Annotated in this window: 13 protein-coding genes; 6 read left to right on the top strand and 7 right to left on the bottom strand. The window is 71.1% G+C overall.

Translation table 11 applies throughout. From position 1 onward, the window contains the following. The first annotated feature begins 837 nt into the window (after positions 1-837). Entirely contained in the window at positions 838-1,182 is a 345-nt protein-coding gene (locus tag ACGFIM_RS03195; protein WP_393193756.1) for a hypothetical protein, read from the top strand. A 55-nt stretch (positions 1,183-1,237) separates the two neighbouring features. Here the strand turns inward: ACGFIM_RS03195 and ACGFIM_RS03190 are convergent, their stop codons facing one another. Beyond that, entirely contained in the window at positions 1,238-2,110 is an 873-nt protein-coding gene (locus ACGFIM_RS03190) for a DUF952 domain-containing protein (protein ID WP_393193753.1), read from the bottom strand. After that, positions 2,107-2,430 (bottom strand): DMT family transporter, encoded by a 324-nt coding sequence (locus ACGFIM_RS03185; RefSeq protein ID WP_393193750.1) that lies wholly within the window; start codon positions 2,428-2,430, stop codon positions 2,107-2,109. The genes ACGFIM_RS03190 and ACGFIM_RS03185 overlap by 4 nt, the downstream gene beginning before the upstream one ends. A gap of 154 nt (positions 2,431-2,584) precedes the next feature. Between ACGFIM_RS03185 and ACGFIM_RS03180 the strand changes: the two genes are divergently transcribed. Further along, complete coding sequence (locus tag ACGFIM_RS03180) at positions 2,585-3,541, top strand: radical SAM protein (RefSeq protein WP_393193747.1); 957 nt, start codon at positions 2,585-2,587, stop codon at positions 3,539-3,541. A 5-nt stretch (positions 3,542-3,546) separates the two neighbouring features. On the opposite strand, the gene ACGFIM_RS03175 is transcribed toward ACGFIM_RS03180, so the two are convergent. Beyond that, positions 3,547-5,805, bottom strand: a complete 2,259-nt coding sequence (locus tag ACGFIM_RS03175) for an alpha/beta fold hydrolase (RefSeq protein ID WP_393193745.1) — start codon at positions 5,803-5,805, stop codon at positions 3,547-3,549. Further along, positions 5,802-6,698 (bottom strand): ABC transporter ATP-binding protein, encoded by an 897-nt coding sequence (locus ACGFIM_RS03170; RefSeq protein WP_393193742.1) that lies wholly within the window; start codon positions 6,696-6,698, stop codon positions 5,802-5,804. The genes ACGFIM_RS03175 and ACGFIM_RS03170 overlap by 4 nt, the downstream gene beginning before the upstream one ends. Before the next feature lie 133 nt (positions 6,699-6,831). Here ACGFIM_RS03170 and ACGFIM_RS03165 point away from each other — a divergent pair, with 133 nt between their 5' ends. Both ACGFIM_RS03165 and ACGFIM_RS03160 read left to right on the top strand, forming a co-directional pair. Next, positions 6,832-7,941 (top strand): sensor histidine kinase, encoded by a 1,110-nt coding sequence (locus ACGFIM_RS03165; protein WP_393193739.1) that lies wholly within the window; start codon positions 6,832-6,834, stop codon positions 7,939-7,941. Then, positions 7,926-8,582: a LuxR C-terminal-related transcriptional regulator gene (locus ACGFIM_RS03160; protein ID WP_393193736.1), complete on the top strand. Its 657-nt coding sequence runs from the start codon at positions 7,926-7,928 to the stop codon at positions 8,580-8,582. Before ACGFIM_RS03165 ends, ACGFIM_RS03160 begins: the two co-directional genes overlap by 16 nt. Before the next feature lie 111 nt (positions 8,583-8,693). Here the strand turns inward: ACGFIM_RS03160 and ACGFIM_RS03155 are convergent, their stop codons facing one another. Genes ACGFIM_RS03155 through ACGFIM_RS03145 form a run of 3 tightly spaced genes read right to left on the bottom strand, consistent with a single transcriptional unit; the run spans position 8,694 to position 11,871 of the window. Then, positions 8,694-10,088 (bottom strand): ABC transporter substrate-binding protein, encoded by a 1,395-nt coding sequence (locus ACGFIM_RS03155; protein ID WP_393193733.1) that lies wholly within the window; start codon positions 10,086-10,088, stop codon positions 8,694-8,696. A gap of 26 nt (positions 10,089-10,114) precedes the next feature. Continuing rightward, positions 10,115-10,969, bottom strand: coding sequence for a carbohydrate ABC transporter permease (locus ACGFIM_RS03150; RefSeq protein ID WP_393193730.1), 855 nt, complete (start codon positions 10,967-10,969; stop codon positions 10,115-10,117). Next, the gene (locus tag ACGFIM_RS03145) at positions 10,966-11,871 is read right to left on the bottom strand and encodes a carbohydrate ABC transporter permease (RefSeq protein WP_393193727.1); all 906 of its coding nucleotides are present in this window, start codon (positions 11,869-11,871) and stop codon (positions 10,966-10,968) included. Before ACGFIM_RS03145 ends, ACGFIM_RS03150 begins: the two co-directional genes overlap by 4 nt. Before the next feature lie 490 nt (positions 11,872-12,361). On the opposite strand from ACGFIM_RS03145, the gene ACGFIM_RS03140 reads away from it, so the two are divergent. Next, complete coding sequence (locus ACGFIM_RS03140; RefSeq protein WP_393193724.1) at positions 12,362-12,601, top strand: hypothetical protein; 240 nt, start codon at positions 12,362-12,364, stop codon at positions 12,599-12,601. A 296-nt stretch (positions 12,602-12,897) separates the two neighbouring features. Continuing rightward, positions 12,898-13,917 carry an NADPH:quinone reductase gene (locus tag ACGFIM_RS03135; protein ID WP_393193721.1) on the top strand — a complete coding sequence of 340 codons (1,020 nt, stop codon included), beginning with the start codon at positions 12,898-12,900 and terminating at the stop codon, positions 13,915-13,917. The last annotated feature ends 39 nt before the right edge of the window (positions 13,918-13,956 follow it).

The following is a 13,956-nucleotide window of genomic DNA, read 5'->3' as shown; positions in this document are numbered from 1 at the left end:
TTCGCCGCTTTGTCATCCGCCGTTGCCGTGTTGCGGGCGGGCAGTCTCGGTGGGTGGGCTGGATGTGGTGCTGCCGGTGATGGGAGTGTCGGTGTGTGCTCGGTGTGGCCGTTTCGGCTTGCCCCTGGCTGGGTGCTGGTGGTGGGGTCGGCTTGTTCTCCTCCGGTGTAGGGCGGCGGCGGGTCGGTGTTGGGGTTCGGGTGGTCATCGGTTGGGTTTTGTTCGGGGGCGTCGATTGGTGGGCTTCTCCCCCGGTTGTCCGTGCCAGGAGTGCGGCGAGGGTGCGCAGGTGGGTGGCGATGATGAGGAGGGTGCCGGGGGTGAGAGGGAGTGCGGTGCCGGCGGTGGTGAGGAGGGTGGCGATGGTGGTGGGCGGGGGCTTCGGAGAGCGGTTCTGAAGGGGCTTTGAATTTGAGAATGGCACGCGTTTTGGGGTTGTGCGAGGTGGGTGGTGTTGTGGCGGTTTTTATGAGGCGAATGTGGGCGATTTATGGCGGGTATTGCGCGGAAATGCGCATTCTAGGGGTGGTGAACGTCACACTGTGCGGGGTCGTGAGGGGGTGAGCGGGTTCGCGCCGCGTGGTGAAGGTGCTGGTGGCTGGGGGTGTGGGTACTCCCCTGCCGGTGAGATGGTGGTGTCTGGTGGGGCGGTTTTGGGTGGTGTCGGCTCGTGTGCGCAGGGTGATTTCTGGGCTTTGAGCAGGGGGTTTCGGCGTTTCGGAGGCGGGTCGCGCGGCATTGACTGCGGTTTTGACTTTGTGTTGATTGGCTGTCGCCGCCGGGGTGTGGCGTTTTAGGGTGGAGCTCCTGCCGTTCGCGCCGCGAGAGGAGCAGTACGTGGGGACCGAGTCGGTGTTATGTCCGGTGTGCCGGGGGGTTCTGCCCGCGTCGGGTAAGGATGCGTACACGACGTTGCGCGGCCGGTTGATCGTGTCGAACGGCTACTGCGCGGGTGGCTGCGTGGAGCGGCGTGCGGAGGCCGCCGAGCAGGAGGCGCAGCGGCGTGCCCGGCAGCAGCCGGTGGGCTCGCAGGAGGGCGGGCAGCCGCAGCCCGGGGTACCGGTGGGCCGGTCCGAGCCTGAGCCTCAGAAGCAGCAGCAGGCGACGGCGCCGATGACGCGGCAGGGCTCCTCCCCCGCGGTCGCGGGTGCGGGGCGGGTGCCGCTGCGTGCGGTGCGCTGATCGGTTGCCGCCCGTCCGCGCCTGAGGACGCGTCGTGTCTCAGGGTGCCCGTGTCTCAGGGGTCGCCGGCGTCTGAGGGTGTGAAGGGGCGGGCGGCGGTGACGGCCGACAGGGGCAGCGGCCCGTACAGGTGGGGGTAGCCGTTCTCGATGCGGACGTCGAGGCCGGTGGGGTCGATGTCGAGGACGAGCAGCGGTTCGGTGACCTCGCTGTAGAAGGCGGCGTGGACGGTGCGCAGCTGGTCCATGTCGCGGCTGCAGTGGATGAAGCCTTCGTCGTCGAGGGTGCGGCCGAGCGTGGAGATGCGGTACTCCCCCGCGCTTTGGGCCTGCTGCCAGTCGGTGCGCAGGGCGAGGTGGTGGATCATGGGCTTCATTATGGCGGGCTGCGCGGCTTGGGCGGCGTGGGCGAGGAGGGAGCGGGCCTCGTCGAGGGGGCGTTGTTCGACGAGGTGCTCGAGCCAGAGCGTGGAGACGGTGGTGTAGAGCAGCCGCAGGCGGGGCTCGTGCGGGGGCAGGTGGAGGGTGTCGGCGAGGATCTGCAGGAAGCCGTCGGTCCAGCGGCGGGCGATGGCCTGCAGGGCGGGGTCGCGTCCTGCGTGGACGTACAGCTCCCACAGGCCGAGCTGGCGGGTGCGGTCGGCGGCGGCGACGGCGTCGAGGAGGCCGGGCAGGCCGTGGCGGGTGATCCAGGTGCGCAGGGTGGCGAGTTCGCGGTCGACGAGGGCGGCGAAGGCTTCGGCGATGAGCTGGTCGCGTGAGGTGAAGTAGTAGGTGGTGGCGGCCAGGGGCAGGCCGGCGTGGCGGGCGACGGCGCGGTGGGTGACGGCGGCGAAGCCGCCGTCGGTGAGCAGGTGGACGGCGGCGTCGAGGAGGGTGGCGCGGCGGCGTCTGCTGCGGTCTTGGGCGGGGCTGCGGTGCTGGGTCAATGGCCACCTGCGAGGTTGAGGAGGACGACGCCGGCGATGATGAGGAGGATACCGCCGATCTTGAGGGCGGTGAGGGTTTCGCCCATGAAGGCGGCGCCGATGAGGGCGATGGCGGCGGTGCCGGCGCCGGACCAGACGGCGTAGGCGGTGCCCATGTCGAGCTGGAGTTTCAGGACGCGGGCGAGCAGGGTGAAGGAGGTGAGGTAGCCGGCGGCGACGACGATGCTCCAGCCGAGGTTGCTCAGGCCGTTGCTGAGTTTGAGTGCGCTGGTGGCGATGACTTCGGAGGCGATGGCGAGGGCGAGCAGGAGCCAGGCCATGGGGTCTCCCTGAGTGGAAGTGGTACGGGTGTACCGGATTTTAGGGGTGCCGCTCCCCCGGCCGCGTGTGGGCGGGGTGCTCCTCCGGCCTGTGCTTTCGGTGTTGGCGTGATCCGCTTGAAAACGCTGTCGAAAACGTGTTCCACTGGTGGGCGTGGATTGGGACGTGCTGGCGCTGGTCGATTCCACGGCCGATGACCGGCCGCTGATCGAACGCCGTGCGGTGGTGCGTAACGGTTTCTACGAGATGCAGGCCCGTACGGTGATCGAGAGGGTGCCGCCGGCGGCGGGCATCGTGCAGGAGTGGGCCGTCTCCCCCTATCGCGGGTGTGCGCACGCCTGCCGCGGCTGCGGCGCGCGGGCCGGGCACCGCAGGCTGGGGCTGGGCACGGGCGCGGATTTCGACACGCGTATCGTGGTGCGGCCGAACGTGGCCGAGCGGTTGCGGGCCGAGCTGGCGCGCTGGGACGGCCGGGAGCTGGCGGTGGGGCTCGGCGGTGACTGCTACCAGGCGGCCGAGGAGACCTACCGGTTGATGCCGGGCGTGATCGGGGCGCTGGCGCGCTCGGGCACGCCGTTCACCGTCTACACCAAGAGCGCTCTGGTGCTGCGGGATGCGGCGTTGCTGGCGCGGGCGGGCGGCCGGGTGGCGGTGTCGATCGCGTTCGTCGATGAGCGGATCCGGCGGGCGGTGGAGCCGGGGGCGCCCTCGGCGCAGGCGCGGCTTGAGCTGGTGTCGGCGCTGGTGGAGGCGGGTGTGGAGTGCCGGGTGCTGATGGCGCCGGTGCTGCCGCTGCTGAGCGATGCCGCCGATCAGCTGGCGGCGACGGTGCGGCGGATCGCCGCGACGGGGGCGCGGGCGGTGGAGCCGGTGGTGCTGCGGCTGCCGCCGGGCACGCGTGAGTGGTATCTGCGGTGGCTGGAGCAGGCGCATCCGTCGCTGGTGGGGCGTTACGAGGAGCTGTACGACCGTGCGGGTCTGCCCGCCGAGACCTATGAGCGGCGCATCACGGGGCAGATCGCGCAGTTGTGCCGGGTGTACGGGATGGCGTGCGGCGCCCCCGAGCCCGTGCGGCGCGAGCCGAGGGCGGCGCAGCTGGCCTTGGTGTAGCCCGGTCATTCGACGGCGGGGCAGACGGTGCCCGGTGGCGGGAGCCTGAGGGTGGTGAGGTAGCGGTTGACGTGGGCGGTGATGCAGCCGCTTGCGCTGTTGAGGTAGACCATGTGGCCGTGGCCGTCGTAGCGGATGGTCGGGGAGCCGGGGACCTGGCGCACGATGGCGGCGACCTCGTCGTGGTCGGTCCAGCTTCCCACGCCCAGGATGGGCGGTAGTGCGTGGCCGGGCAGCGGGGCGGGCGGGTTGGTGACGGGTGCGGGCCAGCCTGCGCAGGCCAGGGCCCACCAGGCGCGCTGCCCGGCGAAGTGCGGTGAGAGCTTGCGGGCGTGCGCCAGTGCGGCGCGGTAGGCGTCGTATCCGGCGTATCCCTCGCCGTCGAGGCAGCGTGTCATGTTCTGGCCGACCGGTGAGGGGACTTTGGGCCGGCCGGTGGCCTGGCGTACGTAGGCGGCGAAGCCGGAGGCGTCCCCGTCGGCGGCTTTGGCGATGGCGTCGGCGAGCTGGACCCAGCGCGGCAGGTCGGGTTGGCGGCCTGGGGAGGTGAAGCTGGGGGCCGCGGCCACCATGATGTCGAACCCGGTGTAGGTGGTGCCGTCCGGGTCGCCGCGGACGGGGATCGGGGTGTGGTCGGCGTGTTCGATCAGGCGCCGCCATACGTCTTCGGCGTCGCGGCCGTGCAGGGCGCAGGTGGTGTCCGTGCGGCACCAGGCGGCGAAGCGGTCCAGTTGCTGCTCGGCCTGCTGGTACAGGCGGGGTTCGCCGGCGGCGGCGGTGTCGACGTGGTTGCTGGTGCCGTCCATGACCAGGGCGCGGATGCGGGAGGGGAACAGGCGGGCGTAGGCGGCGGCGGGGTGTCCGCCGTAGGAGTTGGCCAGGAGGTTGATGCGGGCTTCGCCGAGGGCGGTGCGCAGGGCGTCGATGTCGCGGGCGACGGAGGCGGAGTCCATGTGGTCGAACAGCTCGGGGTCGGTGGCGCGGCAGCGTTCGGCGTAGGCGCGGTTGGTGCGGGCGAGTGCGGCGTATTCGGTGCGGTTGCGCGGCAGGGTGAGGTAGGGGCCGGTGGCCAGGCACTCGTACGGCAGCGGCCCGTCGGGGGTGACGGCGTTGCGCGGGGCGAAGCTGATGATGTCGAAGCGCTGGCGCAGGTGGGTGAGCCTGCCTTGGTAGTGGGTGAGGTCGTCGATGCCGGAGCCTCCGGGGCCGCCGGGGATGGAGATGACGGTGCCGATGCGGCGCTGGGTGCCGGAGGCGGGGAGCATGGCGAGCGGGATGGTGAGGGTGCGTCCTTCGGGCCGGTTCCAGTCGAGCGGCACCTGGAGTGTGGCGCAGCGCATGTCGCGGGGCAGGCCGGGTTGGGTGCAGGTGTGCCAGGCCAGGTGCCGGGCGGGTGCGGCGCCTGCGGCGGGCAGGGTGATGAGGCCGGTCAGGAGGGTGAGGGCGGTGCCTGTGGCGAGGGTCGCGGCTTTGTGGCGGCGGTGGGCGATGGTGGTGGCTCCGGCGGTGAGCGCGGCGAGCGGGTAGGCGGCCAGCAGGGCGGCGGCGGCCGGTGGGGGCAGCAGGCCGCCGGTTCCGGCGATCTGCTCCGGCAGGGCGGCGAGGGTGTAGGCGGCGGCCTGTGCGCGCAGGGTTCCGGGCAGTGCCTGGGTGGCGACGGGCAGCAGCAGGAAGAGGGTGGCGAGGGCGACCAGGCTGCCCGGTGTGGAGCGCAGGGCCGCGCCGATTCCGAGTCCGGTGAGCGCTGCGGCGGTCATGGACAGTCCGGCGGTCACGAGGGTGGTGAGGGCGCCGGGGTCGGTGAGCGGGATGGCGAGGGTCTGCCCGTCGAGCAGGATCTGCCCGGCCCGCTCCCCCAGCACGGCCTGGGCGGCCAGGTGCATGGCGAAGGCGAGGAGTTGCCCGGCGGGGAGGGTGACGGCGGTCAGGACGGGGATCTTGGCCAGCAGGAGCAGCCGCCGCCGGGGTACGGCTGTCAGGCTGGTGTGGATCATGCCGGTGGCGTATTCGGAGGTGATGGTCAGCGCGCCGAAGGTGCCGAGTACGACGTGTGCGAGGGGCAGGCCGGGGCCGAGGCCGGTGCCGTTGCCGGTGAAGCGCAGGCGTTCTTCGGGGGTTTGTGTGTCGAAGCCGCGGCCGATGAGGTAGGCGACGGCGGCGCAGGCCGCGACGGCGAGCAGGGTGCCGGCGAGCAGGTAGGCGTTGGAGCGCAGGGTGCGGAGTTTGATCCATTCGGCGGCGATGGCGTCCTGTGCGGGTGTCATCGGCGGGTCTCCTGCGGCTGGTCGTCGGTGAGTTCCAGGAACGCCTCTTCCAGGGTGGCGGTGCGCGGGGTGAGCTCGTGCAGGGCGATGCCGGCCGCCAGGGCGTGCTCGCCGATCGCCTGTGCGGTCAGGCCGCGTACCGACAGGTCGTCGGGGCCGGGGGTGACGGTGGCGCCGTGGGCGCGCAGGATCGCGGCGAGCCGGTCGGGTTGGGTGGCGCGGACGAGCACGTCGCGGTGGAAGCGGGCGGCGAGCGTGTCGACCGGGGTGTCGGCGATGAGGCGGCCGTGGGCGATGACGATGACGTGGTCGGCGGTCAGGGCCAGCTCGTTCATCAGGTGGCTGGACAGCAGCACGGTCCTGCCCTGGCCGGCCAGGCGGCGCAGCAGGGTGCGGATCCAGCGGATGCCGTCGACGTCCAGGCCGTTGAGGGGTTCGTCGAGCATCAGCACCTGTGGGTCGCCGAGCAGTGCGGCGGCGATGCCGAGGCGCTGGCGCATGCCGAGGCTGTAGGTGGCGATGCGCCGGTCGGCGGCTTGGTGCAGGCCTGCTTCGTCGAGGACCTGGGTGACGCGGTGCGGGGGGATGTGGTTGCTGCGGGCCAGCCAGGTGAGGTGGGCGCGGGCGGTGCGGCCGCCGTGGACGGCTGTGGCGTCGAGTAGCGCGCCCATGGTGTGCAGGGGGTGGCGCAGCGCGGTGTAGGGGCGGCCGTCGATGAGTGCTCGGCCGGCGGTGGGGGTGTGCAGGCCGAGGATGGCGCGCATGGTGGTGGATTTGCCGGCGCCGTTGGGTCCGAGGAAGCCGGTGATGCGGCCTGGTGTGACGGTGAAGGTGAGGTGGTCCACGGCGGGGGTGCGGCCGTAGCGGATGGTCAGGTCTTGTACGTCGATCACAGTCGGACAGCCTGGTGGCCGGGCGGGCGGGGTTCCATGGGTGCGGGCCCACCGCCTGGGTGGGGGGAATGCTTCCTTCGGGGTGGGGTTAGGCCTACCGCTTGTGGGGTGCGGGCACGGCAGACTGCCTGGTGTGAGAGTGCGAGTCTGGGCGGCGGCGGTGCTGGGCGGGGTGGTGGATCTGGCGCTCGGTGTGGTCACCGGGCTGGTGGCGCTGGTGCTGCTGGCCGCGTTGGCGGTGTGCGCGGTGCCGCTGGTGGCGGGGGTGGCGGGGCCGTGGGCGCGTGTGCGGCGGGCGGTTGCGGGGGTGGCCGGGTTTCATGCCGGGCGGGTTCTGGGTGCGGGCAGGCGGGTGGGCGGGCGGCGGGAGGTGGTGTGGCTGGCGGTGCATGCGGTGGCCGGGCCGGCGCCTGTGGTGGTGCTAGGGGCGATGGTGGCGGCGCTGGAGTATGTGTTGTTGCGCGTGCAGCCGGTCGAGGCGAGCGGGCTGAACACGTTCGCGTTGAGTGTGGCGACGGCGGCGATGGCGGTGGTGGTGGTGCTGGCGGTGCCGGTGTTGCGGCGCGGTCAGGCGCTGCTGGCGCGGCGTCTGCTGTCGGGTGTGGGGGCGCGGGAGCGGATCAGGGAGCTGGCCGCTTCGCGGGCGGCGGTGGTGGATGCGCGGGCGGCGGAGTTGCGGCGGATCGAGCGTGATCTGCATGACGGTGCGCAGGCCAAGCTGGTGGCCATCCGGATGCAGCTGGGTCTGGCGCGTGGTGCGGGTGATCTGGAGCAGGTGCGGGCGATGATCGATGAGGCGCGTGAGGTGGCCGGTGAGGCGCTGGCCGAGCTGCGGGATCTGGTGCGTGGTCTTCATCCGCCGGTGCTGGCCGATCGCGGGCTGGCCGGGGCGATCGAGGCGTCGGCGCTGCTGTGCCCGATGCCGGTGGAGGTGGACATCGATCTGCCGGGGCGTGTGCCGGCGCCGGTGGAGTCGGCGGTGTATTTCGCCGCGGCCGAGGCGTTGACGAACGTGGCCAAGCACAGCGGCGCCTCTCGGGCGTGGGTGCGCCTGCGGTATGGGGACGGGGTGGTGCGGCTGGTGGTGGGTGACGACGGGCGTGGCGGGGTGCGGCGTGATGCAGGTGGCGGGGTGCGGGGTATCGAGGAGCGGCTGTCGGTGTTCGACGGGTCGCTTGCGGTCAGCAGCCCTGCCGGTGGGCCGACGGTGCTGACGATGGAGGTTCCGTGCGTGTTGTCATAGCCGAGGATCTCGCGCTGCTGCGCGATGGGCTGGTACGGCTGCTGTCGGCTCACGGGTTCACCGTGGCCGAGGCGGTGGACAACGGGCCGATGCTGCGGGCGGCGCTGCTGCGGCATCGTCCGGATGTGGCGGTGATCGATGTGCGGTTGCCGCCGGGGTTCACCGATGAGGGGCTGCGGGTGGCCTTGGAGGCGCGTGAGCGGATGCCGGGGCTGCCGGTGCTGATCTTGTCGCAGTACGTCGAGCAGCTGTATGCGCGTGAGCTGCTGTCGGATCGCGGCGGCGGGGTGGGGTATCTGCTGAAGGACCGGGTGGGAGATGTGGAGCGGTTCGTCGATGCGGTGCGTCAGGTCGCCGCCGGCGGTACGGCGATGGATGCGGAGGTGGTGGCGCAGCTGCTGACCCGGCGGGATCGGCGGGGCGGGCCGCTGGCGGGCTTGACGCCGCGTGAGCGTGAGGTGCTGGCGCTGATGGCGGAGGGGTTGTCGAATCTGGCGATCGCCGCCCGGCTGGGGGTGAGCGGTAAGGCGGTGGGCAAGCACACCAACAACATCTTCTCCAAGCTGGGCCTGCCGCCGTGTGATGATCACAATCGGCGGGTGATGGCGGTGCTGGCGTATCTGGAGGCGGTGCCGCGCTGAGCCGGGTGGTGTCGGGTGCGTCCGGCCGGGGCCGGGGTGCACATCGGGTGCGAGGTGGTGGGGCCGTCCGGCCGCCCCCGTGGTCGGGGGCGGCCGGAGCTTGTGCGGGGGTTACTGGCCGACGTTGGCGTTGTACTTCTGGATGGCCTGCTGCAGGCTGTCGGCGGCGGCCTGCATGGCCTGCTCGGCGGAGGTCTTCGGCTCCTGGCCGGCGCCGGCGGGGACGGCCTGCTCCAGGCCGACCTCGGCCGCCTTCCTGGCCTCGGGCATGATGCCGAGCAGGCAGCCGGAGGTGGCCGTCGACGGCTGCTGGGCGCGCAGCTGGGTGACGGCGACCTGGAAGTTGGGGTCGTCGTTGGAGGTGGCCTGCGGGTTGACCGGCACGTATCCGGTGGCGGCGTGCCACTTGCCCTGCTGCTCGGGGGTGTTGGCGAACTTCACGAACTCCCAGGCGGCGCGCTTTTCGGCGTCGGTGTGGCCGACGGCGTTGATCCACAGTGAGGCGCCGCCGATGATGGTGCCGCCGCTGGAGTCGGCCGACGGCTTGGGGAACGGCGCGGTCTTCAGCTCGAACTTGCCCTTGGCGGCCTCGGTGTAGCTGCCGAGGGCGCTGGTGGACTCCAGGTGCAGGGCGACGGTGCCGGTCTTGAAGGCGTTCTGGGCCTGGTCGGTGGGCCGGCCGGTGTTGGTGGCGTAGCCCTGCTTGACCAGGTCGCCGAGCCACTGGGCGAACTTGACGCCGGCGCCGCTGCCGAAGTTGACCTTGGTGGCCAGGCCGTTGCGGCCGTTGCCGTTGTCGCAGTACTCGGTGTTGTCCTGGGCCATGAGCTGCTCGACGAACCAGCCGTACAGGGCGGCGTTGAAGCCGTACTGGGTGACGGTGCCGCCGTCTTTGACGGTGAGCTTCTTGGCCCATTCGGCGATCTCGTCGAGGGTCGCCGGGGGCTTGTCGGGGTCGAGGCCGGCCTTGCGGACGGCGTCGGCGTTCATGTAGAGCAGCGGGGCCGAGGAGTTGAACGGCATCGACCAGAGCTTGCCCTGGATGCTGTAGTAGCTGGCGATGTTGGGCTCGATGTTGGCGTTCTGGTCGAACTTGTCGGCCTCGATGAACTTGTACATCGGCACGACCTGCTGGGAGTCGTACATGAAGCGCGAGCCGATGTCGTAGATCTGGACCAGCGGCGGGGTGGCGTTCTGCTGGACGGCCTGCTTGTAGGCGACGATCATCTGGTCGTAGTCGCCCTTGAACACCGGCTTGACGGTGATCTTGGGGTTGACCTTCTTGAAGTCGTCCACCATGGCCTGGATGGCCCGCTCGTTCTTCTCCTTCATCGAGTGCCAGAACTCGATCTCGACCGGTTCGGTGATCGCATCAGGTCCTGGGGCGGTGGCGGCCTCGCCGCCTTCGTCTGAGCCGCTGTCGCCGCCGCAGCCGGTCAGGGCCAGGCTGAGGGCCGCTGCGACGGCCAGGGCGCCGCGGGTGCGGCGGAATCGGGGTCGTGCCATGGAGGAACTCCGTTTCTTATTCACGATCACTTCACGGCGCCCGCGGTGAGCCCGCGGATGATGAAACGCTGCCCGAAGATCACGAGTGCGAGGGTGGGAAGAAGAGCCAGGGTGACGCCGGCGAGGATCAGCGTGGGGCTGGAGGATTCGGCGTCGTTGAGCATCGACACGCCGATCTGCAGCGTCTTGTAGCGGTCGTCGTTGCCGAGGATGAGCGGCCAGAAGTACTGGTTCCAGGTCGTCATGAACACGTACACGCCGACGGCGGCGATGGCCGGTTTCGACAGCGGGATGAGGATGCGCCAGAGGAAGCGCAGGTGGCCGCAGCCGTCCATGACGGCGGCGTCGCGGACCTCGAGCGGGAACTGCAGGAACGACTGGCGCAGCAGGAAGGTGCCGAAGGCGTGCGCGAGGAACGGCAGCGTCAGGCCGAGGTAGGTCAGCGGTCCCTTGGTCAGGCCGAGGTCGGAGATGAGCAGGTAGTTCGGCAGGATGATCGCCTCCCACGGCACCATGAGGGTCACCATGAACAGCGCGAACATCGCGGTCTTGGCCCACATGCGCAAGAACGCGAAGGCGTAGGCGGCCAGCACGCTGGTGATCAGCTGGCAGATGGTGACGATGCCGGTCTGGATGGCGGAGTTGAGGTACTGGCGGGCCAGCGGGATCGTCTCCAGCGCCGAGGAGAAGTTGCCCAGATCGATGCCGGTGGGCACCAGTTTGGGCGGGTAGCTGGCCAGGTCGCTCGGCGTCATGATGCCGCCGACGACCGCGTAGTACAGCGGGAAGACCACCGGCAGGGCGCAGACGATGAGCACCAGGTAGACGACCAGCTTGCTCGCCAGCGACGAGGAGGTGGGGGAAGCGGGGGTGCGGCTCATCGGTAGTGGACTTTCCTTTCCAGCACGCCGAACTGGATGCCCGTGCAGATCAGCACGATGACCAGCAGCACGATCGCCGCGGCGCTGGCCGTTCCGAAGTCGGAGGAGCCGTAGCTGAAGGCCTTTTCGTAGATCCAGTAGACGAGCGTGGACGTCGCGCCGTCGGGGCCGCCCTTGGTGAGGATGTGGATCTGGCCGAAGCTCTGCAGCGCGTGGATCGTGGAGATCACGATGAGGAAGAACAGCTGCGGCGAGAGCATGGGGATGGTGATGCGGGAGTGCAGCCGCCACCCGGTGGCGCCGTCCAGCCGGGCCGCCTCGACCACCTCGATGGGGATGGTGCCGATCCCGGCCGACAGCACCAGGACGTTGTAGCCGAGCGTCATCCAGACGGTGGTGATGGAGACGGAGACGAGGGCCAGGTCGGGCTCGGTGAGCCAGCCGATCCGCTCGATCCCCAGGTGGCTGAGGATGCCGTTGGCCATGCCGACGGCGGGGTTGTAGATCAGCGCGAAGATCACTGACGCGGTCGCCACGGAGAAGGCGAACGGCAGCGCGAAGACGGTGCGGAACATGCGCTGCCCGCGGATGCGCGACTCCAGCAGCAGCACGATCACCAGCGCGCCGAGGATGCCGGGCACGACGGTGAACAGCACGAACAGCGCCGTGGTGCCGAGGGCTTTGAAGAAGGTGGGATCGGCGAACATGGCCGTGAAGTTGTCGAGGCCGACGAACTTGTTGGCCCGGCCGATGATGTCGGTGCCCATGGTGGACAGGTAGAAGGTCCTGCCCAGCGGATAGAAGACGAAGATCGCGAAGATGAGGAGGGAGGGCGCGAGATAGAGCAGTGCTAACCGGCGCTCGCGTGTCGGTCCCCGTTGGCTGCTAGCGCGCGCTTCCATCGTCGTGCCGTCCTGCTTTCGTTCATCGGTGGTTCACGTTTGTGCTTGGTGGATTCTGCCCAGCCGAGTCGGCTTGCGGTAGGTCTGACCAGTGACTTCACCATGAACGTTCGCGGAACGTTATCCGCGAGGCCGGCACGCCGTTCACGATCACATGCTCGCGCCCCGGGCGGTACGGGAGGTACGGGGGCCGGTACGGACGGCGCCGCGCCGGCGGCGCCGCCTGGCGTCCGGTGCGTACGCCGGGCGGTCGCGGCCCCGGCGGCACCCCCTCTGTGGTGTGTGAAAGGACCCCTCGTGCGGAAACGTTCGGCCTGCGTCGCGGCCCTGGCCGCCGCCGCGACCGTCTTCGCCCGCACCCCGCGGCCTCGGCCGCCGGGCTGGGCAACCCCGGTCGCCGTCGAAGTTCTGCGCCAAGTCCGTCGCCTGGCCGGATCTGACGGTCGGTGACCTGATCTTCTCCGAGACGACCAGCGAGCCGGTCGGGCACGTGGCGTTCTGGGAGGGCGACGGCAACGTGCTGGACGCGCTGGAGCCGGGCGCCAAGGTGAGCGTTCACCCCGAGGGCGGCCTGCGCGATGCGTGCGTGGCGGCCTTTACGGATCCTGGGCGTGGCGACCGTCACCGGCTGACCCGCGACCGTTTCGCCGGGCCCGGGGGCGCGATGTGCGCTCTGGGCCCCGGTGGCGTTCCTGCCCTGATCGCGGGGTGTCGTCAAGGCCGCGCGTGACGGTGGCGCTCATCCGGCGTGGCGGATGAGCGACGGCGGCCTGCTGCGCGAGCTGCCGGCCGGCGCTCACCCCCGGCACCACGGCCGGCCAGGACGAGCTCATCGACCTGCTCTGGCCCGGCGCCCCCGCCACGGCGCGCGCGGCCTGGCCGGGCAGGCCGCCGCGATCGCCGCGGCGTGCGGGTTCCGCCGGCTGGAGCGGCGGGCGCGGGCGGTGCCGGCGGCGGGCGCGGGCAGGTGCTCATCGGTGGGTAGGAGAGCGATGCCGCTGATGAACCGGTAAGGAAGGGTTCGCTATGAAGGCCATCGTTTACCGCACCACAGGGGATCCCGGCGTGCTGGAGCTCGTCGAGCGGGACACGCCCGAGCCGGGTCCCGGCGAGGTCCGGGTCCGCGTCGCCGTGTCCGGGGTCAACCCGACCGACTGGAAGACCCGTTCCGGCGCCACCAATCCGAAGGTCTTCCCGGAGGTGACTCCGCACCTGGACGGCGCCGGGGTGATCGACGCCGTCGGCGAGGGGGTCGATCCCGGCAGGATCGGCCAGCGGGTGTGGCTGTACATGGCCACGCAGGGCCGGCCGACCGGCACCGCCGCCGAGTACACCGTCGTCTCGGCCGCGCAGGCGGTGCCGCTGCCGGATGAGGTGGGTTTCGACGTCGGCGCCGCTTTGGGGGTGCCGGCGCTGACCGCGCACCGGGCGCTGACCGTCGCCGAGGACGGGTCGCGGCGGCTGCGGCCCGGCGCGCTGGAGGGCCAGGTGGTGCTGGTGGCCGGCGGGGCGGGCGCGGTGGGGCACGCCGCCGTTCAGCTGGCCCGCTGGGCCGGTGCGACCGTGATCGCCACGGTCAGCGGGCCGGAGAAGGCGCGCCTGGCCGCCGCCGGAGGCGCTCACCACGTCGTCAACTACCGGCAGGGCGACCCGGCCGGGGAGATCCGGAAGATCGCGCCGGACGGGGTGGACATCATCGCCGAGGTGGCGCTGGGGGCGAACCTGGAGCTGGATCTGGCGGTGCTGCGCACCCGGGGCGTCATCTCCACCTACGCCAACGACGGCGGCAAGCCGGTGGAGCTGGACGTGCGGCGGAACATGATGCTCAACACCCGCTTTCAGTTCCTGGTGCTCTACACCGTCGGTGAGGAGGCGCTGCTGGCGGGCGCCGAGGACGTGGCGGCGGCGGTGGCCGACGGGGCGATGCCGGTCGGCGAGGAGCACGGGCTGCCGCTGATCCGCTTCCCGCTGGAGCGCACCGCCGAGGCCCATCGGGCGGTGGAGGGCGGCGCGGTCGGCAAGGTCGTGGTGGACGTCGCGTCCTGACCGGCGTTCGTGGTGGCGGCCCGGGCGCCGTGGACGCCC

Source organism: Nonomuraea sp. NPDC049309, from assembly GCF_043196965.1.
GTDB classification, from domain to species: domain Bacteria; phylum Actinomycetota; class Actinomycetes; order Streptosporangiales; family Streptosporangiaceae; genus Nonomuraea; species Nonomuraea fastidiosa.
This window is presented reverse-complemented; position numbering and strand designations above follow the sequence as displayed.

Excerpts from the sequence above, each read along its gene's own strand:
- ACGFIM_RS03155 (WP_393193733.1), bottom strand. The coding sequence starts at position 10,088 with ATGGCACGACCCCGATTCCGCCGCACCCGCGGCGCCCTGGCCGTCGCA.
- ACGFIM_RS03145 (WP_393193727.1), bottom strand. The coding sequence starts at position 11,871 with ATGGAAGCGCGCGCTAGCAGCCAACGGGGACCGACACGCGAGCGCCGG.
- ACGFIM_RS03150 (WP_393193730.1), bottom strand. The coding sequence starts at position 10,969 with ATGAGCCGCACCCCCGCTTCCCCCACCTCCTCGTCGCTGGCGAGCAAG.
- ACGFIM_RS03185 (WP_393193750.1), bottom strand. The coding sequence starts at position 2,430 with ATGGCCTGGCTCCTGCTCGCCCTCGCCATCGCCTCCGAAGTCATCGCC.
- ACGFIM_RS03135 (WP_393193721.1), top strand. The coding sequence starts at position 12,898 with ATGAAGGCCATCGTTTACCGCACCACAGGGGATCCCGGCGTGCTGGAG.
- ACGFIM_RS03175 (WP_393193745.1), bottom strand. The coding sequence starts at position 5,805 with ATGACACCCGCACAGGACGCCATCGCCGCCGAATGGATCAAACTCCGC.